At 63.7% G+C, this 26,358-nt stretch carries 26 protein-coding genes, 1 tRNA gene and 1 pseudogene; 13 read left to right on the top strand and 15 right to left on the bottom strand.

The window, feature by feature from the left end; translation table 11 throughout:
• The 4 genes and pseudogenes from Q0964_RS15875 to thyX form a co-directional block, all read right to left on the bottom strand.
• A pseudogene (locus Q0964_RS15875) lies at positions 1-438 on the bottom strand (tyrosine-type recombinase/integrase); the annotation flags it as partial.
• Between the two features lie 231 nt (positions 439-669).
• Positions 670-744: transfer RNA gene (locus tag Q0964_RS15870), tRNA-Glu, on the bottom strand.
• A 259-nt stretch (positions 745-1,003) separates the two neighbouring features.
• On the bottom strand, positions 1,004-2,218 hold the full coding sequence (locus Q0964_RS15865; protein WP_299269468.1) for a helix-turn-helix transcriptional regulator: 1,215 nt from the start codon (positions 2,216-2,218) through the stop codon (positions 1,004-1,006).
• 136 nt (positions 2,219-2,354) lie between these two features.
• Complete coding sequence (gene thyX / locus Q0964_RS15860; protein WP_299269466.1) at positions 2,355-3,098, bottom strand: FAD-dependent thymidylate synthase; 744 nt, start codon at positions 3,096-3,098, stop codon at positions 2,355-2,357.
• Between the two features lie 97 nt (positions 3,099-3,195).
• Between thyX and Q0964_RS15855 the strand changes: the two genes are divergently transcribed.
• The gene (locus Q0964_RS15855) at positions 3,196-3,534 is read left to right on the top strand and encodes a cupin domain-containing protein (RefSeq protein ID WP_299269463.1); all 339 of its coding nucleotides are present in this window, start codon (positions 3,196-3,198) and stop codon (positions 3,532-3,534) included.
• On the opposite strand, the gene Q0964_RS15850 is transcribed toward Q0964_RS15855, so the two are convergent.
• Both Q0964_RS15850 and Q0964_RS15845 read right to left on the bottom strand, forming a co-directional pair.
• Positions 3,531-4,199: an RAD55 family ATPase gene (locus Q0964_RS15850; RefSeq protein WP_299269460.1), complete on the bottom strand. Its 669-nt coding sequence runs from the start codon at positions 4,197-4,199 to the stop codon at positions 3,531-3,533. The genes Q0964_RS15855 and Q0964_RS15850 overlap by 4 nt on opposite strands.
• A 5-nt stretch (positions 4,200-4,204) precedes the next feature.
• Complete coding sequence (locus Q0964_RS15845) at positions 4,205-4,789, bottom strand: response regulator (protein WP_299269458.1); 585 nt, start codon at positions 4,787-4,789, stop codon at positions 4,205-4,207.
• Between the two features lie 160 nt (positions 4,790-4,949).
• Between Q0964_RS15845 and Q0964_RS15840 the strand changes: the two genes are divergently transcribed.
• Positions 4,950-5,528, top strand: a complete 579-nt coding sequence (locus Q0964_RS15840) for an MBL fold metallo-hydrolase (protein ID WP_299269455.1) — start codon at positions 4,950-4,952, stop codon at positions 5,526-5,528.
• 90 nt (positions 5,529-5,618) lie between these two features.
• A complete protein-coding gene (locus Q0964_RS15835) occupies positions 5,619-6,845 on the top strand; it encodes a sensor histidine kinase (RefSeq protein ID WP_299269452.1) in 1,227 nt (408 codons plus the stop codon).
• Positions 6,846-6,857: 12 nt separating this feature from the next.
• Here Q0964_RS15835 and Q0964_RS15830 read toward each other — a convergent pair whose 3' ends face one another.
• Together Q0964_RS15830 and Q0964_RS15825 are read right to left on the bottom strand one after the other, a co-directional pair.
• The gene (locus Q0964_RS15830; RefSeq protein ID WP_299269450.1) at positions 6,858-7,658 is read right to left on the bottom strand and encodes an ATPase; all 801 of its coding nucleotides are present in this window, start codon (positions 7,656-7,658) and stop codon (positions 6,858-6,860) included.
• Positions 7,655-7,963, bottom strand: coding sequence for a DUF5827 family protein (locus Q0964_RS15825; RefSeq protein ID WP_299269447.1), 309 nt, complete (start codon positions 7,961-7,963; stop codon positions 7,655-7,657). The genes Q0964_RS15830 and Q0964_RS15825 overlap by 4 nt, the downstream gene beginning before the upstream one ends.
• A gap of 119 nt (positions 7,964-8,082) precedes the next feature.
• Between Q0964_RS15825 and Q0964_RS15820 the strand changes: the two genes are divergently transcribed.
• On the top strand, positions 8,083-9,267 hold the full coding sequence (locus Q0964_RS15820) for an alpha-hydroxy-acid oxidizing protein (protein ID WP_299269444.1): 1,185 nt from the start codon (positions 8,083-8,085) through the stop codon (positions 9,265-9,267).
• An 80-nt stretch (positions 9,268-9,347) separates the two neighbouring features.
• On the opposite strand, the gene sod is transcribed toward Q0964_RS15820, so the two are convergent.
• The 3 genes from sod to Q0964_RS15805 form a co-directional block, all read right to left on the bottom strand.
• Positions 9,348-9,959 carry a superoxide dismutase gene (sod, locus tag Q0964_RS15815; protein WP_299269442.1) on the bottom strand — a complete coding sequence of 204 codons (612 nt, stop codon included), beginning with the start codon at positions 9,957-9,959 and terminating at the stop codon, positions 9,348-9,350.
• Positions 9,960-10,606: 647 nt separating this feature from the next.
• Complete coding sequence (locus tag Q0964_RS15810; RefSeq protein ID WP_299269439.1) at positions 10,607-12,031, bottom strand: cryptochrome/photolyase family protein; 1,425 nt, start codon at positions 12,029-12,031, stop codon at positions 10,607-10,609.
• Between the two features lie 78 nt (positions 12,032-12,109).
• Entirely contained in the window at positions 12,110-12,652 is a 543-nt protein-coding gene (locus Q0964_RS15805; protein ID WP_299269436.1) for a hypothetical protein, read from the bottom strand.
• A 199-nt stretch (positions 12,653-12,851) separates the two neighbouring features.
• On the opposite strand from Q0964_RS15805, the gene Q0964_RS15800 reads away from it, so the two are divergent.
• The 7 genes from Q0964_RS15800 to Q0964_RS15770 all read left to right on the top strand — a co-directional run bounded on the left by Q0964_RS15800 (position 12,852) and on the right by Q0964_RS15770 (position 20,728).
• Positions 12,852-13,883, top strand: a complete 1,032-nt coding sequence (locus Q0964_RS15800; RefSeq protein WP_349254478.1) for an enoyl-CoA hydratase/isomerase family protein — start codon at positions 12,852-12,854, stop codon at positions 13,881-13,883.
• 97 nt (positions 13,884-13,980) lie between these two features.
• A complete protein-coding gene (locus tag Q0964_RS15795; RefSeq protein ID WP_299269433.1) occupies positions 13,981-15,357 on the top strand; it encodes an ABC transporter substrate-binding protein in 1,377 nt (458 codons plus the stop codon).
• 34 nt (positions 15,358-15,391) lie between these two features.
• Positions 15,392-16,264: a branched-chain amino acid ABC transporter permease gene (locus Q0964_RS15790; RefSeq protein ID WP_299269431.1), complete on the top strand. Its 873-nt coding sequence runs from the start codon at positions 15,392-15,394 to the stop codon at positions 16,262-16,264.
• A gap of 4 nt (positions 16,265-16,268) precedes the next feature.
• A complete protein-coding gene (locus Q0964_RS15785) occupies positions 16,269-17,471 on the top strand; it encodes a branched-chain amino acid ABC transporter permease (RefSeq protein WP_299269429.1) in 1,203 nt (400 codons plus the stop codon).
• On the top strand, positions 17,468-18,268 hold the full coding sequence (locus Q0964_RS15780; RefSeq protein ID WP_299269426.1) for an ABC transporter ATP-binding protein: 801 nt from the start codon (positions 17,468-17,470) through the stop codon (positions 18,266-18,268). The genes Q0964_RS15785 and Q0964_RS15780 overlap by 4 nt, the downstream gene beginning before the upstream one ends.
• Positions 18,265-19,020 carry an ABC transporter ATP-binding protein gene (locus Q0964_RS15775; protein WP_299269423.1) on the top strand — a complete coding sequence of 252 codons (756 nt, stop codon included), beginning with the start codon at positions 18,265-18,267 and terminating at the stop codon, positions 19,018-19,020. The genes Q0964_RS15780 and Q0964_RS15775 overlap by 4 nt, the downstream gene beginning before the upstream one ends.
• Positions 19,021-19,159: 139 nt before the next feature.
• Positions 19,160-20,728 carry a long-chain-fatty-acid--CoA ligase gene (locus tag Q0964_RS15770; RefSeq protein WP_299269419.1) on the top strand — a complete coding sequence of 523 codons (1,569 nt, stop codon included), beginning with the start codon at positions 19,160-19,162 and terminating at the stop codon, positions 20,726-20,728.
• A gap of 14 nt (positions 20,729-20,742) precedes the next feature.
• Here the strand turns inward: Q0964_RS15770 and Q0964_RS15765 are convergent, their stop codons facing one another.
• Positions 20,743-21,021: a DUF7553 family protein gene (locus Q0964_RS15765; RefSeq protein WP_299269416.1), complete on the bottom strand. Its 279-nt coding sequence runs from the start codon at positions 21,019-21,021 to the stop codon at positions 20,743-20,745.
• Positions 21,022-21,358: 337 nt separating this feature from the next.
• The gene (locus Q0964_RS15760) at positions 21,359-22,312 is read right to left on the bottom strand and encodes a glycosyltransferase (RefSeq protein WP_299269413.1); all 954 of its coding nucleotides are present in this window, start codon (positions 22,310-22,312) and stop codon (positions 21,359-21,361) included.
• Between the two features lie 100 nt (positions 22,313-22,412).
• Here Q0964_RS15760 and Q0964_RS15755 point away from each other — a divergent pair, with 100 nt between their 5' ends.
• Both Q0964_RS15755 and Q0964_RS15750 read left to right on the top strand, forming a co-directional pair.
• Complete coding sequence (locus tag Q0964_RS15755; RefSeq protein ID WP_299269410.1) at positions 22,413-23,786, top strand: sulfatase; 1,374 nt, start codon at positions 22,413-22,415, stop codon at positions 23,784-23,786.
• Between the two features lie 164 nt (positions 23,787-23,950).
• Positions 23,951-24,979: a lysylphosphatidylglycerol synthase transmembrane domain-containing protein gene (locus Q0964_RS15750; RefSeq protein WP_299269407.1), complete on the top strand. Its 1,029-nt coding sequence runs from the start codon at positions 23,951-23,953 to the stop codon at positions 24,977-24,979.
• 116 nt (positions 24,980-25,095) lie between these two features.
• Here the strand turns inward: Q0964_RS15750 and Q0964_RS15745 are convergent, their stop codons facing one another.
• Both Q0964_RS15745 and Q0964_RS15740 read right to left on the bottom strand, forming a co-directional pair.
• Positions 25,096-25,935 carry an extracellular solute-binding protein gene (locus tag Q0964_RS15745; protein WP_299269404.1) on the bottom strand — a complete coding sequence of 280 codons (840 nt, stop codon included), beginning with the start codon at positions 25,933-25,935 and terminating at the stop codon, positions 25,096-25,098.
• A gap of 151 nt (positions 25,936-26,086) precedes the next feature.
• Positions 26,087-26,248: a hypothetical protein gene (locus Q0964_RS15740; RefSeq protein WP_299269401.1), complete on the bottom strand. Its 162-nt coding sequence runs from the start codon at positions 26,246-26,248 to the stop codon at positions 26,087-26,089.
• Positions 26,249-26,358 lie beyond the last annotated feature (110 nt).

Here is a 26,358-nt window from a genome sequence, read left to right as displayed (position 1 = left end):
CAACGTCAGGTAGTCGCGCGGATTTACGGTGCTATCGTTCGTCGAGAAGCTGAGCTCGGGATTCCACTCGTCCATTCCGTGTTCGTGCGTGCGCCATTTGAACAGCATCATCGCTGCCTTGCGGCAGTTGTCTTTGTGCGCGTTGGACTTGTCCTGGCGTGCGATGTGGCGCAGCCACGCGTCGGCGTGATCGTGGGTGACGTTCGTGGTGTATCGGTTCTCTTCGCTCCACACCCACCGATAGAACTGATCCATGCGGTTGGACCGATACTTGACCGTCGTGCGAGCGTAGCCATCCGCTTTCTTTGGGTTCTTGCCGAAGTGCAATAACCAGTCCAGGCAGGACTCACGCTGGGACCGGTAGTCAACCAACTGGCGTTCGTTGAGTCGTTCCTCGGTAGGCCCGGGCACTACCGTGATGCCTTCGAGGTCGGTCATGCACCCACCTCGATTGCCTCCGGGCAAGTTACCTGGGTGCAGCTTTGGAAATCGCAGGAAGGCGATGGCGTGAATCGGGTTTCGTTGATTGCCCCTTTAGCAACGAGATATCTCTGGAAATCGCCGTACGGCGTCGGTGCTATTCTATCGACGTTTGGATGATTGCCCTCGACCATGGTTCTGTTTTCCACGTCACAGGGCAGAAAACCGCAGGAAGGAACGGGGATTGTATGCTCCGACAGGGATTCGAACCCTGGTCATTGCCGTGAGAGGGCAATATGATTGGCCGGACTACACCATCGGAGCGAACCGGCTTCAGGCGTCACGTACGCCGTCAGCGTATCTGTCACACGATAACTGCGAGTTGTGTTTAACAGTTCCGCTTTCAGACCACCGTGCTTCGTCGTACCATCCGCCTGCTGGCACCCGATACCGGCACCGAGGGCGCCCTGCAGGTCGTGTTCCAAACGACACTGCTACCGACTCCCACGCAGCGTTGTCAGGGACGGAGCGCGCGGGCCGTGCGGGTGGCCGTCGCGTAACCCGGGGGTCTGTATCTACCCACTCACTCGTCGTCGAACGGCGAGCCAGCCGCGTCCGGTTCGTGTCCTTTGAGACTGATGATGTTCTCGCGGCCGACTCGCAACTTGCTAATGTGTTCGTCGTCTTCCATGTCCGAGAGGAGCATGCTCACTTTCGACTTCGACCAACCGGTCTCGTCGACGATATTGGCCTGTCTCATCCGTCCGCCGTTGTCCTCGAGCAGTGAGATGACTCGGTCTTCGTCGGTCAGCAACTCCTCCCCGGGAACCGGCGACTCCTGCTCCGATTCGGCCGCTGACGCGTCGTCGGTGGCGGTATCGGCCGTCGCTCCGGCACCTGAGTCCTCAGTGTCTTCCGGTTCGGTCGCCGTCGACCCGAACATCTCGGTCCGCCAGGCGATACCTGCCCCGACACCGACTGCGATTACGAGGACGGCGACGAGGAACATCGGCGAGAACCCGCCGCCGTCGTTCGAGACCTGAGCCGGGTTGCCTGTGGTGGTCGCGACGTCGCCACCGTCACCGAGCGCACCGGGAGCGCCAGTCGTGAACACGACCCTCGGATTGTCGTCGGTGAACGACTGCGGACCGACCCAGCTGACGCTAGCACCGGTTTCTCTGCTGGTCGTGCTGTCCGGCTCTGGAGCACTCCGATCCGGCAGTAGCGACAGTCCCGGACCAGCCTGGAAGACGAGCCGCTGGTTCTCGCCGACGTAGAACTCCCCCTGGAATACGTCACCGACCATCACGCCATCACCGGACATCTGTGTGAAGTTCGTCCACAGGAACGACATTTCGACGACGCCGCTGTTACCCTGTGGATTCAGTCTGGCCATCCGAGAGAACCGTTCTGCGGACATGTTTCGGCCGGTCGTGCCACCCCCGGCGGCGGTCAGAGCCCGTGCACTGTTCCGAAAACTCACCCAGAGGTCGGTCTCCCGCGTCTCGAAGGTGTCGGCGTAGTCACGGAACTGCTGGCGCTCGCTGTTGTTCAGCGGGCCGCCGGTGAAATGCTTGAACGTCCACCGTGCGGAGCCGTTCGCGTACACCGTGACGACGAACCGCGTCGACTCGAACTGCTGTGGCGTCGCGAGCGCCCCCTCTTCGTCGGCCTGCGTCGCGGCACTGTCGACGCCGGTTGCCCCCCCTTCCCCCAGGGCACCGCCGACCGCGCCCTGTCCCAAGGCTACACCGACGAGCAGGATACAGGCGAAAGCGAGCGAGAGCGGACGAGACATCTAGTGGGACAAGAACCCCGGGAGTTCATAAAAACACTGCGTCTGCCACATTTCGTTGCCGTGGGCCCGTCGCTCGAACCCCCGCTTTCGGGTGGTTGGCTGGTGGAATCGGGCGTCCGCCAGGACCGGGGGCCTCTCAGGGTGCCAGCCGGTTCTTCCGGCTTTTCATGTGTTCGTCGTAGTGCTCGAATGTAAGTGGACACCACTCGGCCGCGAGGTCGAGTATCTCTTCGGTCATCTGCCGTATCTCCCACTGGGCATCCGCCGCCGCTCGCATGTCCGCCACGTGCATCAGCATCCGGACGTTCATCGACATGACCATGTTGACCTCGGTGCCGATGGGCAGGACGAACCGTGCGTCCTCGGGCGGCATCCCGAGGTCGAGCAGTTCCTGGTAGGATTCGACCGCGTCGGCGACCGCGTCCTGGAACAGTGTTTCGCGCTTCTCGGCTGTCTCCTCGCCGACGGACCCGCTTTGCTGATTGCGACCCACCCAGTCGGGGTCGGTCGCCGACGGTGGGGTGACGACCATCTCGCCGTCGCGCACCTCGTCCGGATCGACCTCGTCGAAGGAGACGTACCGCATCGATTGCACGTCGAACGAAACGTGCCTATGTCGGGTGATCTGTGCCATACAGGAGCGGCTGACGCCTTCGACTGCGAAGGTGGCCTGTGGGTGTTCGAAGGGGCCGAAGTGGCCGTGGTCGAGCAGGTGGCCGATCAGTGTCTCTTGCTTGGTCTCGAGCGACTCGCCGTCGATAGACGCCATGACCTCGTCGAACGGCGTCTCGCCGACGAACTCCGTCATGTAGTCGTTGCGAGCTGCGTTGCAGATGAGCTCCTCGGGGTCCTCGGTGGCTTCGAGTAGACGGACCTTCATACCGTCATCCCGGAGCGGAGAGTCATAAATCCTCGACTAGCGTACGCCGCGTGGCCGGCGTCGGCGGATTGAAGCCAATCGCGGTCGAACGGACGGCATGGCCTACCAGATAGCCGCCACCGACGACGTGGAGTCCGTCATCGACGACGAGCACGGCGGGATGTGGTTCCTGAGGGAAGCCCTGGATACCGACGAACTCGGCGTGACGGTGATGCGACTGGAGCCCGGTTCGGAGGGCAGGCCACACGACCACGGCGACGACGGACAGGAAGAGGTCTACTGCGTCGTCGACGGTGAAGTCGTCGTGGAGTTCGACGACGAGACGGTCACGCTCGCCGAGAACGAGGCCGTCAGAATCGACCCCGAACAGCGCCGCCAGATCAGAAACGAGAGCGACGAACTGGCACGACTGGTACTGGTCGGTGCACCGATCTAGAGCGCCGTCCAGTCCGTGGGGCCGTCGGTCAGCCCCATGACGCGGCCCTCGCGGCCGCTCTCGCCGTCCCGGATTTCAACCAGTCCGTCGAAAGCCTGCTTGATAACCTGCAGGGTCTGGTCGTCGTGGGCGCCGCTGTCGATGGTGAACACCCCGACGTAGCCCGCCGCGTCCAGCCGCGAGGAGAGGACGTGACAGAACTTGAACACCGTTTCGCGGTCCGTGTAGGTGAGCATCGTCGACAACGAGACCAGGGCCATGCGGCCATTTTCCGCGCCCGCACCGTGGAGCGCCTCCAGACACTTGGTAATCCCGATGCCGATACCGGTGAGGTCGCCCGGCGAGGAGACCTTGTGGACGTGCAGGCCGGGCGGGGTATCCCCGTCGGCGAGGCTGCCATTCGAACCCTCGGCACGACAGTCGACGACGCCCAACTGAAGATTGCTGACGCCGGCCACGCGGTCACGGTAGTCCTCGACGATGTTCTCCGCACTGTCGCCGGTCGAGACGACCAGCGCGCCGTCGCCATTCCGGGACCCTTCGGCCAGAATTTCAATCGCGAGGCTCTCCTTTCCAGTCATCGCCGGGCCAGCAATCAAGATACTGGTCCCCGGGCGGACGTTCGACACTGCCTCAGTCTTCAGAACAGATGCTAAGTCATACATTGTTGCTACGAGTCCTCACTCCCGCTAATCTGCTGAATCGCCGTGATGAAGTCGGTGTCGTCCTCGACGCCGCCCATCGTTTGGGAGAGTTCTTCCTGCAGGTCGGCGACCCGGCTCTGTAGCCGTGCATACTTATCACTCTCTGCGAGTTCCGCGCCGCTTTTTGCCGTTTCGAGCGTCGCCTGCTTCTCGACCAGCGCGTAGTACTCCTGGAGCAGGCGGTCGTAGGTCGAACGCTCTAAGAGTTTCTCGACGGTTTCGATGAGTTCCGCACTCCTGATGGGTTTGCTGAGATAGGCGTCGAACCCCATCTCCAGAATGTCGAAGTCGGGCTCGACGGCTGTCACCATCGCCACCCGACAGTTCAATTCCCGCTCCCGAATGCGTTCGAGCACTTCGTCACCCGACAACCCAGGCATCATCCGGTCGAGCAGAACCACGTCTACCTCCTCGTCGAGCCGGTCGAGCCCCTCGTCACCGTCCCCCGCGATCCGCACCTCGTAGTCGTCGGCGAGCCAGAGGTTGTACGTCTCGGCGACGTCCGGCTCGTCTTCGACGATGAGGACGACAGGTACTGCTGAGTCCGTCATCTGCGTTCTTGTACGCACTTACCATTCCTCACACATAGCCCTGTGGGTCCATACTCACAGTTGATACCGGTCCGCGACGACCAACGGACTCCTCAGCCGTTCAGCGGGTCGTCTGAGCGCGAAGCGACACACAAAAGCCGACGGTCGCTGTACTCTCATTATGATCGTCAATCTCGCGCGTGGCGTCCGCGCGTTCACCAGTAACGCGTTCCTCGTGGACGGGAAACGTACAGTAATTGTCGACGCCGGCAACGAGTTCGACGTCGTCGGCGCGGCCCGCGAACACGTCGACGACGTGGATGCCCTCGTCCTGACCCACACGCATCCCGACCACGTCGGTAACCGCCCGGACATCGTCGCCGAGTTCGACGTGGACGTGTGGGGCTACGACACCAGCCACTCCGACGTCGACCACGCTATCGACGACGGAGGAACTGTCCAGTTGGGCGACCACGACTACCGCACGCTCCACACCCCTGGCCACAAGGACGACCACCTCTGTTTCTACTCGGAGACTGCCAGCACCCTTTTTGCAGGTGACCTCGTCTTCGCCAACGGCGGCTTCGGCCGGACCGACCTCGCCGAGGGAAACCGCGCGGTCCTGATCGAGAGTGTCGAACGCCTGCAGTCGGTCGTCACCGAATCCCTCGGCGAGATGCACACCGGGCACGGCCCCAGCGTCCAGACGAACCCGTACCAGGACATCGAACTAGCCGCACAGGCCGCTCGGATGGGGTAACGCGACTGTCGGCCCTCGACACTAACTCAGGACTTTTGCGTGGGCACCGTCTCAAGCGCAGTACCGACACGAGTACGAGACTGTTCGAAGATGACCCGGACTGACCCGAACGCCTCCACGGCTAGACGGCGACTGTACGAGGTGATGCAGAGCGACGGTGACTTCGAGGACAAGGCCGAACGCGCGATGGGAATCGGCAAAGCGTATCTTGGCGTCGCCAACGGTCACGTGACGCGGATCGACACCGACAGCGACTACTGGCGCGCCGTCGCCAGCACCGACCCCGACGACGGCGAGTTTCCGCCCGGACTCATCCTCGATCTGGGAATGACGTACTGCCGCCGGACCATCACGAGCGACGGCCCCGTCGCGGTCGACGACGCCGCAGAGCAGGACTGGGTAGACGACCCCGCCTACGAACGCCACGGTCTCAGTTGCTATCACGGCACCACGCTCTCGGTCGACGGAGAGCTGTACGGGACGGTCTGTTTCGTCGCCGAATCCCCCCGCGAGGAACCGTTCTCGGACGACGAGACGCTGTTCGCCGAACTCATCGCCCGAATGCTCGAACACGAGCTCGAACGCCAGCGGACCCAGACGAAACTCGACCGCCTCGACGAGTTCGCGAGCATCGCCTCCCACGACCTGCGGAATCCGCTCAATATCGCACAGCTCTCCCTCGAGTCGGCGCGTGCGAACCGCGACTCCGAACACCTCGACCGGGCACAGACCGCGCTCGACCGGATGGACGGACTCATCGAGGACGTGCTCGCCGTCGCGAGACAGGGCCAGACAGTCGAGCAGACCGAGTTGGTGGCGCTCTCGGAGGTCGTCGATACCTGCTGGGAGATGGTCGAAACCGACGACGACGCGACCCTGACCGTCGACGACGACGTGCGTTTCGCGGCCGACCCAGATCGAGTCCGGCGCCTGCTGGAGAACCTGTTTCGGAACGCCGTCGAGCATGGCTCGACAGGCAAACAGAACTCTCCGAGCTCTGGTGACGCCGTCGAAACCGGCCAGACGACCCCGGAGTCACAGGTGCAGGCGGACCGTGGAGAGCCGACTTCCGTCCGCGTCGGCTGCCTCGACTGCGACGGATTCTACGTCGCAGACGACGGCTCCGGCGTCCCGGCGGACAGACGCGACCGCATCTTCGAGTCCGGTTTCTCGACGGGCGACGAGGGCTCGGGACTCGGACTCGCGATCGTCAAAAGCATTGTCGATGCACACGGGTGGTCGATCGACCTCGTCGAGAGCGACGATGGTGGCGCCCGGTTCGAGGTGACCGAGGTCGTGGTCGAACCCGACTGCTGACCGGTCACACCGTCACCCGGTGACCGCGAGCAGTTCCTCGTACGCCCGCTCGTAGGCGCTAGCGACGGCCGACGGATCCGTCCGCTCCTCGCTCGACAGCGCCGGAAGCGGTGCCGACCCCACCGAGTCGATCAGGTCGACGACGGCCGGAACGCGCTCCTCCAGTTGCCCCTCCTCGGGGCCGCCACTGGTGATCGAACAGGCCTTTCGGTACCGCTCTCCGTCGTAAATCCGGACACGAGCCGGTTCCACGACGGCCACCGCGTCAGGTTCGAACTCCCGTAGCGGCTGGGCCACGTCGCCGTATGACTCGACCACGACGCGCTCCCGGTCGGCGACCCGCCGGGCGATCCCGTCCAGCGCGACGAGGTGTAGGTTCCCCATCACCTCGTTCAGTTCGGGGAGCGAGGAGACGTGAACTGCCTCGTCCAGCGGGAGGTGCGTCTGTGCCTCGGCGGGCATCTCGACGGTGTTGTTGACGACGTAGTTCTCCGCGACCCGGTCGACGACGAACTCCCGGTCTGTCTGGCCGAGCATCCCAGTGCCCGACCCGGGTGACGGCCGCCAGAGCCGGTGGACCGGATTGACGTCTTCGGGGTCGAGGGTTCCGGGACTGGCCGCCGCCAGTCGTTTCGCGTCTTTGCCGAACAGGCGGCCCTGTCCGACGGCGTACCGGTAGTCGTCGTTGTGGAACCAGTGGTCGTTGCCCGCACGGGGTTTGAATCCGACCGCGTCGAGAGAGTCCAGCAGACCGACGGTGAAAGTGGTCTTCCCGGCGTCGACCCGATCCGCGCCGGCGACGAGCAGCTTCATTCGTCGTCCGTCTCGCTACCGTCCTCGTCGGCCGTCTCACCCACCGCCAACCCGTAGTGACCGGGTTCGTTGTCGTCGGCAGGTTCGGCGAAGACGAAAGCGTCGCTGTTGTCGAGCATCCACGGAACCGCCCAGTCGAGCAGGATGTCCTCCGTGGCCGGGTCGAGTTCCTGTCCCGGTTCCAGCCCCTGGAACAGTCTGGCGATCTCGTAGACCGTGTACATCTCGTCTTCGTCGAGCACTTCGTCGGGATCGCGAAACTCCAGGGAGCGTAGATCGTCGAATTCGGATTTGGGAACTGGCATACCTGGCGGTTCGTACCGACGGTGCTAAACCTCTCGGAACTACGCCGGCCGCTTTGTTCGGTTTGACTGACCTGTAACCAGCCGAAACTGGTATTGAGACGGCGCCGTATCGGGTGTGTATGCCAGAGTCCGACCGATTCGGCGACGACCGCGTCAATGAGATATATCGCCGCGGGATGCTGGAAGACGAAACCACGGACTTCCCGGTCTCCTACGGGGACCTCCGGGAGGCCGCTCACGCGGCCATGAGCGACGAGGGCCTCGCGTACGTTCACGGCGGCGCGGGCTCGGACGAGACCTTCGAGCGCAACCAGGACTTCTCGCCGTGGCGGATCGTCCCCAAGATGCTGCAGGGCGTCGAGTCCCGTGACCTCTCGACGGAAATCGTCGGTGTCGACTTCGACGTGCCGATTGGGTTGACACCCCTCGGCGTCCAGTCCCTGCTCCACGAGTCCGCGGAGCTCGGCACTGCCCAGGGGGCTGCCGAGGTGGACGTGCCGCTGGTCCTGAGTTCCCTCTCGACGGAGCCCATGGAGGACGTGGCTGCGGCGCTCGGTGACACCCCGAAGATGTTCCAGTTCTACTGGTCCTCGGACGACGCCATCGCAAAGAGCTTTCTCGACCGCGCCGAGCGGGCGGGGTACGACGCCATCGTCGTCACCGTCGACGCGCCGATTCTGGGCTGGCGCGAGCGCCTGATCGAGCGTGGCTACTTTCCCTTCCTCGAAGGCGAGGGTGTCGGCAACTACTTCTCCGACCCCGAGTTCCGCTCGCAGCTCGACGAGCCGCCCGAGGAGAACCCGTCGGCCGCGGTCGAACACTACCTCGACATCTTCGGCGACTCCAGCCTCACTTGGGACGACCTCCAGTTCGTCCACGACAACACTGACCTCCCCGTTATTATCAAAGGCATCCTCGACCCCGCGGACGCCCGACTGGCCATCGAACACGGCGCGGACGGCATCGGCGTCTCGACCCACGGCGGGCGGCAGGTCGACGGCTCTATTTCGGCCGTCGAGGCCCTGCCTGCGGTCGCAGAGGAGGTCGACGGTGAGGTACCAATCACCTTCGACAGCGGAGTTCGGCGCGCCTCGGACGCGTTCAAGGCCATCGGCCTCGGCGCCGACGCTGTGTTACTGGGCCGACCGTACGCCTACTCGCTGGCCGTCGGCGGTGCCGACGGCGTCGAAACGTACCTCCGGAACTTCATCGCGGAGTTCGACCTGACGATGGGACTGTCGGGCTGTCGCTCCGTCGAGGAGATAACGCGAGACACGCTCCGTCACGAGTCCGAACTGTACTGAACAGGACCCGCACCCTTCGACGACTGCGGACCGGCCACTGACGGGTCACGCGTCGAAAGAAACGCTGTAGTTGTACCGACTTACTCGTGGCGCGAGACGACCTTGTCGTACTCCTCGGCGGCCTTGTCCCAGTTGACGACATCGAAGAAGCCGTCGATGAAGCTGCCACGATCCGGACCATAGTCGTAGTAGTAGGAGTGCTCCCAGACGTCTAGCGCGAGAATCGGGTTGGAGCCCCAAAGCGCACCCTGGTCGTGCTTGTCGACCGGGACGTTGCGCAGTTGCTTGGCGACGGGGTCGTAAACGAGCAGGGCCCAGCCACCGGCGGCGCCCGCGGCGGCCTCAAACTCGCCTTTCCAGCCCTCGTAGGAGCCGAAGTCCTCCTCGATTCGGTCGCCGAGTTCGCCGCCCGGCTCGCCGCCACCGTTCGGGTCCATGTTCTCCCAGAACAGCGTGTGGAGATAGTGACCGCCGGTGTTGTGGGTGACGTCGCCCATCGCGGCAGCACTGCCGGAGAACTCGCCGTTCTCACGAGCATCAGCAAGCGACTCCTCGGCGGCATTGAGGTTGTCCACGTACGACTGGTGGTGCGTGTCGTGGTGCCATTCCAGTACCTGTTCACTGATCGACGGCTCGAGCGCGTCGTAGTCGTACGGTAATGGTGGCAGTTCAGGGTTAGAGCTTTCTGACATATGTAATCCTCCTCCATTATACTAGTCGTCTGCGCTCGTGTTAAAGGTTTAGACCGCGGGTGATATCGTACAAAATCCAGTCAAATCGTAACCAGGACTGACTAGGAGCGGCACTGCGGCCGGTGGCAGGCGTCACTCCCCGAGTGCCTGCTCGGCGCTCTCGGCAACCGGGGTGACGGGTCGTATCGTCGTTCCCACTTCGCCGAACTCGACGACTCTGACCGTCCCGCCGCACCGGGGATCACGAAGCTGAACGACGTCGGGTCGAAGTTCGTCAGGGAGTGGTCGGTGCCGGTCAGGAAGACGACCGGGATACTCCGTGGCGTGAATGACGTTCCCAGTCCACGGCGCGAGGACGGTCACGGGGAGAGCGGCCGCCTGGCCACGGGACAGCGACCGGCTACTGACCGCCGACTGGATGACGTGGACGCTGCTGGTAACGCGTGCGCGTCGAACACCCGGAACCAGGGGCCCCGCCGGGCTTCGACGAGCGCAATCTCGCCGTACCGCCCGTCTCCCAGACGAGTACGAACGATACGAGAGCGCATCATAACCCCGACTCCCGCGCACCTCGCGCGTCTGGTGGTATAAACACAGCCGCTAGCGTCCGGGGAGTGACGCGCGCTCGGCCCCGCAGTCTCCCGCTTTTAGGAGTCGCCGCGAGCGTGCTCGAACATCTCGATGGCCTGCTCGCGGCGCTCGCCGTGGTCCACGATCGGCGCGGGGTACTCCGGGGCCGCCTGCTGGCGCTGGGTCAGCGAGAGCGTCGGCCAGTCGTGGATCACGTCCGGGTCGACGCCGCGCAACTCGGGGACGTAGGTCGTGATGTACTCGGCGTCCGGGTCGTAGCGTTCCCCCTGTGTCGTCGGGTTGAAGATCCGGAAGTACGGCTGGGCGTCGGTCCCCGTGGAAGCGGCCCACTGCCAGCCGCCGTTGTCGTTGGCCGTGTCGTGATCGACCAGTTTCTGCCGGAACCAGTCGTACCCGTGTCGCCAGTCCAGCAGCAGGTCTTTCGTCAGGAACGAAGCGACGATCATTCGCAGGCGGTTGTGCATGTACGCCTCCTCGCGTAACTGACGCATCCCCGCGTCGACGATGGGATACCCCGTCTCGCCGTCCTTCCAGGCCTGCAGCGCCTCCTGGTCGTCCCGCCACTCGACCGCCTGCTCGTACGTCTTGTAGTTTTCCGTGACGACTTCGGGATTGAAAAAGAGGACCTGTGTATAAAACTCCCGCCAGGCGAGCTGGTCCTGAAACTCCTGGACCGATTCGGCGGCCTCGCTCTCGTCCTGGACCTCGAACTTCGCGGCCTCGGTCTCCTCGTACACCTCCCGGATGCCGATGGTGCCCCACTTCAGATGAGCCGAGAGCCGTGACGTGCAGTCGTCGGCGGGGTAGTCGCGGCGCTCTGCGTAGCGGTAGATGTCGTCGGCACAGAACTCGGTGAGTCGCTCGCGTGCGGCCGCAGGACTGGCCGGTGGCACGTCGGCCTCCGGCTCGTCGAATCCCAGACCCGAAAGCGTCGGGAGCGGTTCGTCGTCGGACACGTCGACCAACTCGTCACCGGTCGGCGCGTCGAAGGGGTCGGGTTTGGGCCGGTCGTGCCACTTCTTCGAGAAGTACGTGAACACCTGGTACGGGTCGCCGTCGTTGGTGGTAATCGAACCGGGCTTGTGAAAGATAGCGTCGTGGACGGCCTCGCGGTCGCGGTCGGCGTCGGCGAGAGCCTGCCGGACTGCAGTGTCGCGGTCGGTCGCCAGCCCGGAGTAGTCTTTACACCAGGTGACGCCGTCGGCCTCGAACTCGGTCGCGAGGGCAGGGAGAACGTCGCGGGGGTCGCCCCGCCGGACGAGGAGGTCGCTCCCGCGGTCGCGATACCAGTCGCGGAGGGAATCGAGCGCGTCGAGCATGAACGCGACGCGGGCCGGCCCAGCGTGGGTCAGCACGTCGCGGTCGAAAACGAACACGGAAACGACGCCGGGTCTGTCGTCGTCTGCCGCGGCGGCGGTGGCCGCTCGGAGGCCAGCATTGTCCGCACCTCGCAGGTCCCGCCGGTGCCAGTGAATACGCATACGTATTGTATGAGTGGCTCCGTCGAAAAGCCTCCGCCCAACCAGTGGGGCACCGAGGGTCCGCTCATCAAGGGAGTATCACCCCGACGGTGTGCCCGTCGTGTCTCCGGACGGTGCCTGCGTCTGCTGTTGGGCCTGTGACTGAGCCTGCTGGAACGTCGACTCGGCGAACAGTGACCCGACTGCGTCTCTCGAGAGCGAGTCGATCAGCGCCTCGGGGGTACCCGAGACGAGTATCACGCCGAACGCCTCGACGGAGTCCTCGACGGTGAGCTCCGTGTCACCGTCGTTCTCCGACTGGAACGAGTCGATGGCGTCACCGTACAGCTCGGCCGACGCTTCCCGAATCCGGGACTGTCCCTCCGACTGGCTGAGCTCTCCGCTCTGGATCTGAGATTGCACCTGAATCTGTTGCTGCTGCAGTTGTCGTTGTGCCTGCTGGCCCAACTGTATCTGGAGTGTCACCGTCGCGCTTCCCGAGGTCTCCCCACCGGAACTGTCGTCGGTGTCGTCGGCGGTCGGCGTTCCGTCGGACTGGAGGGCGTTACAACCGGCAATCGAGAGCGCCGTTCCGGTTCCTGCGAGTTGCATGAACCGGCGGCGGTTCGTGTTCGAGAGCATCGGTTCGTTATTTCTCAAGGGAACCGAAAAAGGACTGTCCTTCGTTCATCTCACCGCACGCTGATACGTGGGCACCGACTTCCGAGACTCGGCCGGTCTCGCGGGCAGAACGTACAGCACAACCGCGCCCTGTGACACGGACGGGCACGAACGATTATTCGACCGGTGGCACACCTACATCCGTGCACGACGAAAGAGTATGGCGCTCGACCAGGCACCCGGGGTTCGGGTCAACGCCATCGCACCCGGCGACGTCGCCACGGAGTCCATCGAGGAAGCGATGGAAGACGAGGACGTCAGACAGTCGCTGCCGGACCAGACGCCGCTGGAACGGTTCGCCGGCCGTCGAAATTACAATGTTAGACTCAACCTCGAGCCACTCACCAGTGGTAGGGGATGGGGAAATTTTTTGAACGGGTGGGCCGACGTGGTTCGTAGTATGTCGGACGAATCCGTACTTCTCGACGTTGAGGACGGCATCGCGACGGTGACGCTGAACGAACCGGACATGCGGAACGCGCTGACGGGCGACGTGGCCGGCGGCATCGTTGATGCCATGGACGAGATCGGCGACTCCGACGCACGATGTGTCGTCATCACTGGCGCTGGCGGGTCGTTCTCTGCCGGTGGCGACATCAACGCCATGCTGGAAGGACTCCACGGTGAGGTCGCGCCCTTCGAGAAGGTCCAGAACATCAACGACACCTCGGAGGCCCTGAAGCGGGTCCACGAGTGCGAACTGCCGGTAATCGCCAAGATCGACGGTACGTGTTTCGGCGCCGGGGCGAACCTGGCAATCGCGTGTGACGTACAGGTCGCGAGCGAAGGCTCTCGGATCAGTTTCGGCTTCCGGCAGGTCGGACTGGCGGTCGACACTGGGACGTCGTACTTCCTGCCCCGAATCGTCGGCCAGAACAAGGCACAGGAACTCGTCCTGACCGGTGCGATGCTCGACGCCGACGAGGCCGAAGACCTCGGTCTGTTCACGCAGGTGTACGACGAAGAGGAGTTCGAGGACGAGGCTGCCGAGTACGTCGACCGAATCGCCACTGGCCCGACAGTGGCGCTGAAGACGTCGAAACGACTCATTCGGCAGGGACTTACTAGCGACCTCGACCAGGCCATGACCAACGAGGCTGCGGGCCAGGCCCAGGTCTTCGAGACCCACGACCACGAGGAGGGTGCGACGGCGTTCATGGAGGGCCGCGACCCCGACTTTGAAGGGCATTAATACCAGGCCTTTTATATTGGGTTCAGATTTTCTGTCGCACCGCCAACAAACGCCATGAACATTTATTACCCTTGTTCACAATTTGGGCACAGACACCATGGTTAACGATGGAAGTAGTGGCAGTGCTGGAGCCGCCAATGGTAGCAAAAATACTGGGGACGAATACAATGGAAACAGATCGAAGCTGAACCGTCGTCGGTTCATTCAGGCGGCCGGTGTTGGGGCTGCTGCGACGGGGTTCGCAGGCTGTCTCGGCGGTGGCCCGGGGGAATCATCCGAAGGCATTCCGAGTGAGGTGACTCTGGGCGTGCTCGCACCGGCCCCGGAGAACAACCCGATCGGTGCCGCAATCGCCAACTCGGCGGAACTGGCCGCAGAGAAACTCAACAACAGCAGCGACCTACTGGGGGACGCCGACAGTGTCAGCGTTTCGATAAAAAATACTCAAGAGAGCCCGTCGACGGGTCGCCAACGCTATCGTGAGTTGACCCTCGACGAAGGCGCCAACATGACGACAGGGGTGTTCACGAGCGAGGTCCTGCTCCAGTTGATGGACCCCATATCGCAACAGCAGACGGTCCACATGACGAGCGGTGCGGCGAGCCCGAAGGCCAGCAACCAGGTCAACGAGGAGTACGATAAGTACAAGTACCACTTCCGAGCCGGCCCGATCAACGGGTATCACCTCGGACAGAACATGGTCGACTTCCTCGAGGCCAAAGGCAACGACCTCGGCTGGGAATCGGTGGCGCTGCTGGTGGAGAACTACGAGTGGACCAACCCGGTCCAGCAGGCGATCGACGACCACATCGGCGATCTGGACGTCGACGTGGTGATGGAAGAGCGGTACGCCTCCGGGACCTCGAACTTCGGTCCGATATACGACTCCGTCGAGGAGTCCGGTGCCGACGCGGCCTTCGTCGCGATGGCCCACACCGGGACGCCGGCAGTCGTCCAGTGGGCACGTGACCAGCGGCCCTTCGAGTTCGGTGGGATTCACGTGCTGACGCAACTCCCAGCTTATTACAGCCAGACCGGTGGTGCCTGCCGCTTCACGGTCTCGCAGAACACGGCGACGCCACAGAGCGAACTCACCGACAAGACCCTGCAGTACGCACAGGACTACAACAGCGCCTACGGCGGCTTCCCGGTCTACACCGGTTACATCACCCACGACGCGATTATGCAGTGGGCGACCGTCGCGACCGAGCGCGGCACGGTCAACGCCGACGAAGTCGTCTCGGGACTCGAGGAGAGTTCCTACACGGGGACGGCGGGGAGCCTCGACTACTACGGAAAGGACCACGAGTACGCACACGACATCAAGTACAACTTCAGGACCGACAGTCCGCCGGAAACGGGCGTCAACCCTGTCTTCCAGCAGTGGCAGGAGAGTGACGGCAGTGGCACTCAGGAGGTTCTCCACCCCGAATACGTCTCGAGTGCCGACTACCAAGCCCCGCCCTGGGTATAGATCGGACCGACCTTTTCAGTTCATTATTTAATACATGGCAAGTACACTCTCGGTCGCACTCACAATCATCGTACAGGCGGCAATGATCAGCGCCCTCTACGCGCTGATCGCAATCGGATTCACCCTCATCTTCGGCGTGGGGGGTGTCCTGAATCTCGCCCACGGGGCCACGATCACGATGGGCGCGTTCTCGGCGTACTACGCCGGACAGCTTGGTCTCGGCCTCCCAGGGGCAGTTCTGGCGTCGGTCGCTGTCCCGGCGATTTTTGCCGGTCTGCTGTATCTGGGCATGGTCAAGCGTCTCGAAGAGGAGCCGATCATGGTGATGATCACGACGCTCGTGGTGAGCGTCGTCATCGAACAGGCCATCGTCGTCTTCGAGGGGACGACCAGCCGGTCTATCCCGCAGCTCATCGAGGGCCAGTTCTCTCTCGCCGGCGCCACGTTCCAGAATCTGCTGGGCGTGATGTTCGTCGTCTCGTGGATCATCATCGGCCTGCTGTTCCTGTTCGTCAACTACACCAAGACCGGCAAGGGCATCCTGGCGGTCAGCATGAGCCACAAAGGGGCGTCACTGGTTGGGATTCAGAGCAGTCGAATCAACCTGATCACCTGGATTATCGCGGGCGCGTTCGCCGGCATCGCCGGACTGTTCCTGGGGTCGTGGCTGACCGCGGACTTCGCGATGGGGCAGGCACAACTGGTGCTCTCGTTTTCCATCGTCGTGGTCGGCGGCATCGGCTCTATCCGGGGCAGCGTCGTCGGTGCGTACCTCATCGGCTTCCTCGAGATCGCGACGACGAACCTCATCTCGTCCAGCCTGCAGGGGCTGGCACCGCTTGTCGTCCTCGTGGTCGTACTGTTAGTGAAACCCGAAGGCCTCTTCGGCCGGGAGTTCGCGGAGTGATACAATGACTGACAACGACACATCTCGACTACGCCTGCTACTCGGGCGACTGAATCCGCTCGGACTGCCGCTGCGACAGAAGATTGGCGTGTTCGGACTCGCCTTCCTCATCGCGATGCCGTTGCTGGTCTCGCTGCCCGTCGTCGGCCGGTTCGTAGTCATGATACTGCCGGCCAGTTCGTGGGAACTCGGGCTGTACAACCTGGCGGCCGCGTTGTTTTTCGGCATGTTCGCGATGAGTTGGGACGCCGTCTCCGGCTACACCGGCGAGATCAGTTTCGGTCACGGCCTGTTCTTCGCCGTCGGGGGCTACACCTCCGCGATGTTGAACATGGGCCACGGGCTCTCGCCGTGGGTGTCCGTCCTCGGCGGTGTCCTGCTGGCCGCTGTGGCCGGTGTCATGATCGGCGTGCCGGCCCTGCGTATCGAGGGGCCGTACCTGTCGCTGGTGACGCTGGTCGCACCGCTCATCCTGCTCCAGGTGTTCATCTACATGAGCGACATCTTCGGTGGCGAGCAGGGCCTGGGCAATCCGGAGAACCTCGTCGGCCTGGGCTTTGTGAGCAACTACTTCCTCGCGCTCGGGCTGTTTCTGGCCGTGTTCGTCCTGCTGTGGGCGCTCACGCGCTCGAACACGGGGTCGATCCTCACCGCTATCCGCGAGGACGAAAACGCCGTCTCGGCCGCCGGGCTGAGTACGGCCAAGTTCAAGATCTTCGCGTTCGTCCTCAGCGGTGCGATCGGCGGACTGGCTGGCGCGGCGTACGTCCACACGCCCGTCGGCTCGCCGACCCCCTCGGAGCTGATGTCGGTCATCATCAACGTCGAGGTCATCATCGCGGCCGTGCTGGGCGGGATGGGAACCATCGTCGGCGCGGCTCTCGGCGGCCTGTTCGTCGCCATGCTGCCCGACTATCTGAACCTCGTCGAGTTCACGGTCCCGGTGATCGGCAAGTCCATTTCGGAGATGTCCTTTTTCCTGTTCGCCATCGTGACGCTGTTCCTGCTGAACATCTTCCCCGGGGGTGTCCTCCGCTGGGGAATCGCACTCGGCCGGCGCGCGACGGGTCGCGACGGCGGCGGGAAGGAAGGAATGGCAGCCGACGGGGGCCAGTCTCCCGAGGACGCCGGTACGAACCCGGTCGCACAGACCATGGAACGATATCAGGAGTACTACGACAACATGTTCGGAGGTGACGACAAATGAGCGCCGACGCCGCGACAGACGAACTGGCGACTGCAACGACCGCCGAAGACGTTCGGCCCGACGACGGCATTCTCGCCGTCGAGAGCCTGCGTAAAGAGTTCGGCGGCCTCGTGGCCGTCGACGACCTCTCCTTTGCGGTGCAGGAACAGGAGATTCTTGGCTTCATCGGCCCGAACGGCGCGGGCAAGTCGACGACGTTCAACTGCGTGACGGGCACGTACCCCCCGACAGCTGGCACCGTCTGGTACAAGGGCGAGCAAGTGACCGGGACCCCGCCGCACAAGATGGTCAAACGTGGGATGGCACGGACGTTCCAGTCGTTCGCGCCGCTCGAAGACCGGACCGTCCTGAAAAACGTCGCGCTCTCGATGATGAACGACACGCTCGTGACGGTGGAAGGCCTGCTCGGTGAGTTCCACGACGAGGCACGGGCGATCTGTGAACGGGTCGGACTCGACGACCGGCTCTACCAGACGCCCGCGGAACTGCCCCACGCCGGGATGCTCCGGTTGGAACTCGGTCGGGCGCTCGGCACCGACCCCGACCTCCTGCTGGTCGACGAGCCCTTCGCGGGCCTCTCCGGACCGGAGGTCGAGAGCGTCTCGGACCTGCTGCTCGACCTGCGGGACGAGGGCATGACGCTTGTGGTCGTCGACCACAACATGCGCGGACTCCTGCAGTTGATCGACCGCGCCATCGTCATCAACTTCGGGTCGCTGCTCGCGAACGGCTCCCCCGACGAAATCAAGAACAATCCCGACGTGCAGGAAGCGTACCTCGGAGGTGGGCTCGAATGAGCTCTGGCACCGGGAGTGAAACCGAGGCGGCAGTCGACTCCCGCACTAGCGGCGAGTCGATCCTCTCCGTCGACGACGTCCACGTTTCTTACGGAAAGGTCCAGGCGCTCAACGGCGTCGACCTGGACATCGGCTCGGGCGAACTGATCTCGGTCATCGGCCCCAACGGTGCGGGCAAATCGACGCTGGCCAACTCCATCTCCGGGTTTCTCCCCTACGACGGGTCGATCGATTACGGAGGAGACGAGATCGAGGAGGTCGCGCCCGAGTCCCTCGTCGAACGCGGACTTATTCAGTGTACCGAGAAGCGGGACCTGTTCGGATTCATGTCTGTCGAGGACAACCTCGACCTGGGTACCTACGTCCGGGGTGACTACGCGGAACGGCTTGAGTTCGTCTACGACCTGTTCCCGACGCTCGAAGAGCGCAGAGACCAGCACGCCCACACCATGTCCGGCGGCGAACAGCAGATGCTCGCCATCGGTCGGGCACTGATGAGCGACCCCGAACTACTCGTCTTGGACGAACCGACGCTCGGTCTCGCGCCGGTCATCCTCGACGACATCAGCGAGGGTATCGACCGCATCCAGGACGAGGGCGTCACGATTCTGCTCTGTGAGCAGAACGTCACCTTCGCGATGAACCACGCCGACCGTATCAATCTGCTCGAAAACGGCGAGATCGTCCGCCAGGGCTCCCCCGACGAACTGCGCGACGACGACTACATCCGCGAGTCGTATCTGGGTGGGTAACGGGCATCGCCCCGATCCCCTTCCGTTGTAAACCACACCGCGTCCGGTGGCACCGATGTTAGCCGTTGACATGAATTCGCAAAACGCTGGTGGGATATAAGGTAACTATTTTAATCACGTCAGCCGTTGTTGGCGAGTGATGACAAACCTCGTAAACGACGTGGCCGAGACGGTCGCAGAATACCCCGAGCAGACCGCCATCTCGTTCCGGGACACGGACATCTCCTACGAGGCGTTCTGGCACCGAACCGGCCAACTCGCGGCCGCACTGCGAGACGCAGGCGTCGAACCCGGTGACCGCGTGGGGGTGTACCTGCCGAATCTCCCGCAGTTCGTCACTTCCTACTACGGCGTTCTCCGTGCCGGCGGTGCAGTCGTACCGATGAACCCGCAGTACAAGGCCCGCGAAATCAGCCACATGCTCGAAGACAGCGGGGCTACGGCCGTCGTCGCGCTGGCCGACCTGGTCCCGTTCGTCCGCGAGGCTCGGGACGACACCGGCGTCGAACAGATCGTCAGCGTCGGCGGTGACGCCGAGGGTGCGACCGAGTTCGACGCGTTCCTCGCCGACGAGCCGATGGAGACCGTCGCTCGCGACGACGACGACGTGGCCGCCCAGCCCTACACCAGCGGGACCACGGGAACGCCGAAAGGTGTCCTCCTCACGCATCGGAACCTGGGCTGGATGACCCGCCACGCGGGCGACGTGATGGAAGAGGACTACGGCCCCGAGGACAAACTGCTCGGCGTCCTGCCTCTGTTCCACATCTACGGCATGACGGTCGTGATGAACGCCGGGCTGTACAACGGCTCGACGTACTACCCGCTACCCGAGTGGAACGCCGAGACCGCTATGGGGCTGATCCAGTCCGAAGAGTTGACGATTATGCACGGGGTGCCGGCGATGTACAACGACATCATCAACCACTCCGGCGCCGGTGAGTACGACCTCTCCAGTCTCCGCTTCGTCAACTCTGGCGGAGCCAGTTGTCCGGTCGAGGTCATCAACCGGTTCGAGGAGATCTTCGGCGTCGAGCTGTTCGAGGGCTACGGCCTGACCGAAACCAGCCCGATCACCCACGCCAACCGTCCCGACGCGCGACGCAAAGGCGCCATCGGCCAGCCGATCCCCGGCGTCGACGCAAAAATCGTGAACGACGATTTCGAGGAACTGCCTCGCGTCGAAGAAGGCCCCATCGACGAGGAGGAAGTCGACCTCGACGAGATTGTCGGCGAAGTCGTCGTCTCCGGCCCGAACGTGATGAAGGGTTACCACGGTCGCCCCGGCGCGAACGACGAGGCTTTCACCGAAGCCGATGGCGAAACCTGGTTCCACACCGAGGACCTCGGGTACTGGGACGAGGACGACTTCTTCTACGTTATCGACCGGGAGAAACACATGATTGTGACGGGCGGGTACAACGTCTACCCGCGTGAGGTCGAGGAACTGCTCTTCGAGCACGAGGACGTGGCCGACGCCGCCGTCGTCGGTATTCCGGACGAACGCCGCGGCGAGAGCGTCAAGGCGTTCGTCGTCCCCGCACCCGACGCCGACGTGACACCCGAGGCGGTCACGGAGTACTGTCTCGAGCGGATGGCCGAGTACAAACACCCCCGCGAAGTCGAGTTCGTCGAGGAACTGCCCCGCACGACGACCGGGAAGGTCCAGAAGTTCGAGCTCCGCGAGCGCGAACAGGCGGACGACTGAGCGGTTCGCTTCTCTCAGACGACCCGCCTTTTTTCCTCCCGACAGGCACAGACGTGGTCGATGGCCGACAGAACGAGGTCGCTCCGCCGACCGTGGACCTGCTCGCGGAGGACGCTCAGCCGATACTGGATGCGTTCGAGCCGGCCCTGGTCCGGCGGTCGCTTCTTCTCGGTCGCGAGAACCCACAACTGTTCGGCCAGGTCGTCCAAGTCGTTCTCTACCCCGGTCTCTGGCGGCGTTTCGATGGCGTTCAACAACGCCCGGTTGGCCGCTTCGAAGTGCTCCCGCCCCATGCGCGGGCACTCACGTTGCCAGGGTGAACTACCCCTGCTTACTCGCCGCCTTCGGCGGCTGCTTGAGGACGGGGGCTTAGCGCCTATGGACTGCTAAAAAGTGACTCCCAACGGAGCTGTGGCGGTGAGGAGGCGTCCGCGTCGGTCTGGTTCTCGCCGGACGAGCGACCGTGGCCCGATGCCGTCCGAGAGTTTCTCCGCGGACCGGCCGGCTCTCGGAGTCGTGTCTCCGGAGTAGAGCAGATAGAACTCGCTCGGGCGTCCGACGCGGACTTCTCCGTCGGTGTCGGTAGCTCCGTTCGGATGGGACTGTGGGTACGGCTCGCACGTCTGGCCGTTACCCGTTCAGAACGACGTCGGCGAACGCCGGCGCACCGTTCTCGTACTTCGGGCGCTCCTCGGAGGCACGGAACTGCCGCACGCTCTCGACCGCCTCGGCTACGCTCGTGGCTCTCGCGATACCGTCGATGCCTCTCCGTTCGGCCTGCTCGGCGAGCGCTTTTTGAAACGGCAGGAACGGATAGATCACACATGGCGTTCCCGCAACGACCGTGTCGGCGATGGAGGAAAACCCGGTACAGACGACGACGTCTGCGGCCGCCGTGTATGGCGTCATCGCCGGCACGGTTTCCCAGTCGTCGTCGGTGACAGACCTGACGTCGAGTCCGTCGGCCTCGAGTTGGCGTCGGATCGCGCCGAAGTTCTCCCCGTGCGTTCCCGGGTTGAGAAGGACGTCGTACGGTTCGACATCGTCGGTCTGGTCGCCCTCCTGTGCGAGTGGCCCGACCCGGGTGATGCCCTTCGGGTCGGGGTCGTCGGCCCACAGTGACGTGACGATAATTCCCTCGGCGAACGCCAGCGAAATCTCGTTGTAGACCGTCAACGGGACCGTCCAGACCGGGTCCAGGAGGTCCGTCGTCAGGTGGTCGATCCGGTAGAACTCGATTCCCAGGTTCGCCGCCGCCAGCCCCGCGAACACGTCGTCCGTGATCAGCGTGTCCGGGTCCTCACGTTCGAGCCACGCATAGACCTCCCGCATTCGCCGGGCCGCAGACGGAACCAGATCGAACAGCGTGTGCTTCAGAAACGGGATCGGCGTGCTCCCCTCGACCGTCACCGTCGTGAGGCCGGGATGGTCGAAGCCGTTGACCTCCACGAACTTTTGGCCTTTGCCGCCACCGGCCATCGACACCTCGACGCCGCGGGATTCGAGCTCCTTCGCGACCGGAATGCTCCTCGCCGCGTGTCCCGCGCCGTCACACCAGTAGACGATCGCGACTTTTTGACTCATGGTCGCCCTATCGCTCCTATTGAATAAATGGGGTGTGGTATTCGATCCGGTCTCCGACCGAATTCAAAGTTACTAATACCCACCCGACTCGGTTGCCAGCATGGAAGACGCCGCTACGGGGCAGAAAAACGTAGTGTTCCTCGTGCTGGACTCACTGCGGAAAGACCGGCTCTCCGTATACAACGACGGCGTCGATTTCACCAGCCACATGCAGGACCTCGGTGATTCGGCTGTCGTCTTCGAGAACGCCGTCACACAGGCCCCCTGGACGCTGCCGTCACACGCGTCGATGTTCACCGGCGAGTACCCGTGGGAACACGGAACGACACACGACAGGAGCTACTTTACTGGCGGTGACACGTTCGTCACCGAGTTCGAGACGGCGGGCTACTCGACCGCAGCGATTACCCCGAACGTCTGGATCACGCCACACAAGGGGATGACCGAGGACTTCGAGTACGTCGAGAACTTCCTTGGGAGGGCGGACAACGAGGTGAGCGTCCGGCTCTCGAAGCTCGGGACGAAACTGTACCACGCGATGGGCGACACGCCGCGTCGCGTGCTCGGCCGCCAGCTCGACCGATTCTTCAGGCTGTTTGGCGTCGACGACTCCACGAAATCCGAGGAGACGGTGCAGGCGGTCGAGACGTATCTCGGCGACCGTGGCGACGACGAGCGGTTCTTCCTGTACGTCAATCTGATGGAGCCCCACGAACCGTACCACCCTCCGAAGTCCTACGCCAACCGCCACGGCGTGGCCGAGGACGCGAACATCCCACACCGGCAGAAAGACATGTTCACCATGGACGATATCGACTACGAGGACCTCCGGAACGTCTACGACGCCTCCGTAGACTACACCGACGACCTCGTGGGGCGAATCGTCGACGCGCTGGCGGCGAACGGCCTCGACGACGATACCGTGGTGGTGGTGCTGTCGGACCACGGCCAGGCGCTCTGCGAGGACGGCGAGCAGTTCGGCCACCAGTTCACGGTCACGGAGCCGGTCGTGAACACGGTGTTGCTGGTCGACCACCCGGACCTCGGCTCCGAGACCGAGGCACGACCGATCGAGTTGCGGAAGCTCAACGAACTGGTCCCCTACTACGCCGGCATCGCGCCCCGTCCCGAGAGGGTTTTCAGTGAGACGGTAAAAGGCGGTATCGAGTACCCGGAGAACTTCACCGGCTACATCCCGCGGGACCGCTGGGACGAGTACTACCGGAAGTACAGGTATGTTAAACGCGACGGGACGAAAGTCGTCAAATCGGTCGACGAGGACGGCGAGGCGCGATACGACGCGTACGACCTCACGACCGGCGCGGCGGTCGCGGTTCCGGACGACCTCAGGAACGCGGTCGACGGACTCGCGTCGGCGGACCGGTCGCCCGAGGACGGGGACCCGGACGTCGGTCCCGACGACGAGATGGACGATGAAATTAAACAGCGGCTCGAAGAACTGGGCTACAGGTAACCGAGACCGGAGACGATAGGAACCATGGGAAACTGCACGTCCGACGAGGACCGTGAACGATTCGCAGCGTCGGGGACGGAACCGGGTGAGCGACTCTCGACTTCGAGGCGTCAGCGAACCCCGGACGGGCCGGAATCGTCGACGGAGACCAACAGGAGGCGTCGATGGGACTCCCGATAACCCTCGGCCGAAAGGGGGCGCTCTGGTTCGGTGTCACCGGACTGTTGTTCGCGATACTGCTCTACCTGGCGGACCTAAACGAGTTTCTGTCGTCCATCGGGCGCGCCGACCCCATGTTGTTCGCGGTCGCCGTCCTCGTCGGGTTCTCGTCGCTGCTGGTCTGGGCGCTGGTTTGGTACCGGTATTTCCGGCGGATGGGGATCGACGCGCCGCTCTCACGGACTGTGCGGATGTTTCTGTCCGGGCACTTCCTGAACTCGATCACGCCGCTCGGACAGTTCGGTGGTGAGCCCATCATGGCGTATATCGTCTCGGACAACACCGGTACCGACTACGAAACGTCACTGGCGTGTGTCATCTCGGCCGACATTCTGAATGCCACGCCGTTTTTTACTTTCACGCTTGGCGGACTCCTGTATCTCGCCGCGTTCGGGTCGATAGATGGACTCCTCCTCGATATTGCGATCCTCTCGGTGTTGATCGTCGTCGTTGGCGGACTGGTAGCGTACCTCCTGTGGTCGGAGAACAAGGCGCTCGGTGCTGTCCTGACCACAGTCTTGAATCTCATCGGAAGCCGGTTCGACCGAGCCGAATCCGTCGTCGAGTCGCTGAAAGAGCGGGTCGACCGGATCGAAGACGCGTTCCAGGAGGCCGGGAGCGACCCACGATTCCTGGCGACGACCGCGGGCTTCTCCCACCTCGCAATCGTCGCACAGATCGTCTCACTGTATTTCGTCTTCCTGTCACTCGGTATCGAACCCGACTTCGTCCCGCTGTATCTCATCGTGAATCTCTCGGTCGTCGCGACCCTCTCGCCAACCCCTGGGGGATCGGGGACGTACGAAGTGGCGTTCTCGGCGCTGGTGACACTGTTTTTTCCGGTCGAACTGGCGACCGCCGTGACGGCCGCAGTGCTGTTTCGGCTCACGACCTACTGGCCGGGGCTGCTCGTCGGATACGTCTCCATGCTGACGCTACAGAGCCGACCAACCCCGGACGGGACCGAACAGTGAGCGAGACCGACTCCGAGTGTCGGTGACGGGAGCCCTCGAGGTGAACCCGTTGGGGTCGGCGGTCGAAACCGAACTCCGCTCACGCTGCCTGGAAACCGCCGGCTTTGCCGGGGGCGTCACTCGATTACGAGACGGTCCGGATAGGACTCGGGGACACCGAATCCTGCCTCGCGCAGCCGTCGACCGCCGCCGGTGAGCCGGTCGATCCACGGCTGACCGGCGTCAGTGAGCGCCGTCGCGGCGTATCGGATCGGCTTCCCGTGTATCGTCCGACCGTCGAGGTCGTACGATGCCCGGGCGTAGCTGTCGGCCGCCGCGGGCGAGGAGAAGTCGATCCGGTCGGGCAGGGAGACGTACGGGAGGTCGCGCTCGACGGCCATGTTACGATAGACGAAGGCGGCGTCCAGGCCGCCCCGTTCGAGGACGTTCCCGAGGTCCGTCTCGGGAAGAATTCGGGCGTTGTCGAGCGTACGGTCGGCGTCAAGCAGTCCCTCGCCGTCGGCCAGTCGGAGCAGCATCACCGTCCGGTAGCCCAGCGGGTCGACTGCCGGGTCGGTACGGCCGACGCCGACAGCGGACCGCTGGACGGCTCCCATCCAGTCTTCACGAACCGCGCCCGCCTGCTCAGCGTCGGGGTTGTACGCCACCACCAGCGCGTTCGTCGCGAACGCCGTCGCCTTCTCTGCCACCCCTCTAAAAAGCCGCGGGTCGGCCAGTGCGACCGCATCCGGGTCGCGAAGGTCGTCCCGGAGCAACTGTCTGGCGGCGACGCTCCCGTGGGCCTCAACCGTCGCACCGGGGACCTGCGTGGCGAGGCTCAGCAGACTCCCCGCAACGAGTGCCGATGGTGTCTGCTCTCCGTCGTCGGTCACACCGCCGTACACTGCCGCCCCGAGACTGCCCGCGACTGCCGTGGTCCCCAGCCCGACGAGCAGATTTCGGCGTGTCAGTTCCATCGTCTGCTCCGAACGATTGTCGTAACCACAATCGACAACATTTGTTGGTCGTTGTGACTATATATAGTTTCGGCCACGGCAGCGGCACGTTCCCGGAACCCAGGAGCGCCAGACCGTCTGTCGTGGCCCGGCGAGAAAACCGCGCCGCCGGTCAGCTTCGCAGTTCCTCGATGATGGCGGCGCAGCCACTCGGGAGCGCAGGCCCGTCCCCGGCCAGTGTGTGCGGGTTCGTCGGCTCGTCAGTCCCGTCGCGTTCGACGAGTCCGGACTCCAGGTCAGTTGCCGTGGTGCCGTGACGTGCTGCCGTGTTCACGGATCTGAAGCGGTCCTAAGGGAGGCCACAGCCGATAGTCCCCTGCTTTTTGAGCAGGACGCACGCCAACAGACAACTCTGGATGTGTTCGATGACCTGATTACGCAGGT

It is taken from the genome of Halorientalis sp., assembly GCF_028275115.1.
Taxonomy (GTDB): domain Archaea; phylum Halobacteriota; class Halobacteria; order Halobacteriales; family Haloarculaceae; genus Halorientalis.
This window is presented reverse-complemented; position numbering and strand designations above follow the sequence as displayed.

Coding starts and splice junctions, on each gene's coding strand:
- Q0964_RS15865 (WP_299269468.1), bottom strand. CDS start 2,218: ATGTCTCGTCCGCTCTCGCTCGCTTTCGCCTGTATCCTGCTCGTCGGT.
- thyX (WP_299269466.1), bottom strand. CDS start 3,098: ATGAAGGTCCGTCTACTCGAAGCCACCGAGGACCCCGAGGAGCTCATC.
- Q0964_RS15855 (WP_299269463.1), top strand. CDS start 3,196: ATGGCCTACCAGATAGCCGCCACCGACGACGTGGAGTCCGTCATCGAC.
- Q0964_RS15850 (WP_299269460.1), bottom strand. CDS start 4,199: ATGTATGACTTAGCATCTGTTCTGAAGACTGAGGCAGTGTCGAACGTC.
- Q0964_RS15845 (WP_299269458.1), bottom strand. CDS start 4,789: ATGACGGACTCAGCAGTACCTGTCGTCCTCATCGTCGAAGACGAGCCG.
- Q0964_RS15840 (WP_299269455.1), top strand. CDS start 4,950: ATGATCGTCAATCTCGCGCGTGGCGTCCGCGCGTTCACCAGTAACGCG.
- Q0964_RS15835 (WP_299269452.1), top strand. CDS start 5,619: ATGACCCGGACTGACCCGAACGCCTCCACGGCTAGACGGCGACTGTAC.
- Q0964_RS15830 (WP_299269450.1), bottom strand. CDS start 7,658: ATGAAGCTGCTCGTCGCCGGCGCGGATCGGGTCGACGCCGGGAAGACC.
- Q0964_RS15825 (WP_299269447.1), bottom strand. CDS start 7,963: ATGCCAGTTCCCAAATCCGAATTCGACGATCTACGCTCCCTGGAGTTT.
- Q0964_RS15820 (WP_299269444.1), top strand. CDS start 8,083: ATGCCAGAGTCCGACCGATTCGGCGACGACCGCGTCAATGAGATATAT.
- sod (WP_299269442.1), bottom strand. CDS start 9,959: ATGTCAGAAAGCTCTAACCCTGAACTGCCACCATTACCGTACGACTAC.
- Q0964_RS15810 (WP_299269439.1), bottom strand. CDS start 12,031: ATGCGTATTCACTGGCACCGGCGGGACCTGCGAGGTGCGGACAATGCT.
- Q0964_RS15805 (WP_299269436.1), bottom strand. CDS start 12,652: ATGCTCTCGAACACGAACCGCCGCCGGTTCATGCAACTCGCAGGAACC.
- Q0964_RS15800 (WP_349254478.1), top strand. CDS start 12,852: ATGGCGCTCGACCAGGCACCCGGGGTTCGGGTCAACGCCATCGCACCC.
- Q0964_RS15795 (WP_299269433.1), top strand. CDS start 13,981: ATGGTTAACGATGGAAGTAGTGGCAGTGCTGGAGCCGCCAATGGTAGC.
- Q0964_RS15790 (WP_299269431.1), top strand. CDS start 15,392: ATGGCAAGTACACTCTCGGTCGCACTCACAATCATCGTACAGGCGGCA.
- Q0964_RS15785 (WP_299269429.1), top strand. CDS start 16,269: ATGACTGACAACGACACATCTCGACTACGCCTGCTACTCGGGCGACTG.
- Q0964_RS15780 (WP_299269426.1), top strand. CDS start 17,468: ATGAGCGCCGACGCCGCGACAGACGAACTGGCGACTGCAACGACCGCC.
- Q0964_RS15775 (WP_299269423.1), top strand. CDS start 18,265: ATGAGCTCTGGCACCGGGAGTGAAACCGAGGCGGCAGTCGACTCCCGC.
- Q0964_RS15770 (WP_299269419.1), top strand. CDS start 19,160: ATGACAAACCTCGTAAACGACGTGGCCGAGACGGTCGCAGAATACCCC.
- Q0964_RS15765 (WP_299269416.1), bottom strand. CDS start 21,021: ATGGGGCGGGAGCACTTCGAAGCGGCCAACCGGGCGTTGTTGAACGCC.
- Q0964_RS15760 (WP_299269413.1), bottom strand. CDS start 22,312: ATGAGTCAAAAAGTCGCGATCGTCTACTGGTGTGACGGCGCGGGACAC.
- Q0964_RS15755 (WP_299269410.1), top strand. CDS start 22,413: ATGGAAGACGCCGCTACGGGGCAGAAAAACGTAGTGTTCCTCGTGCTG.
- Q0964_RS15750 (WP_299269407.1), top strand. CDS start 23,951: ATGGGACTCCCGATAACCCTCGGCCGAAAGGGGGCGCTCTGGTTCGGT.
- Q0964_RS15745 (WP_299269404.1), bottom strand. CDS start 25,935: ATGGAACTGACACGCCGAAATCTGCTCGTCGGGCTGGGGACCACGGCA.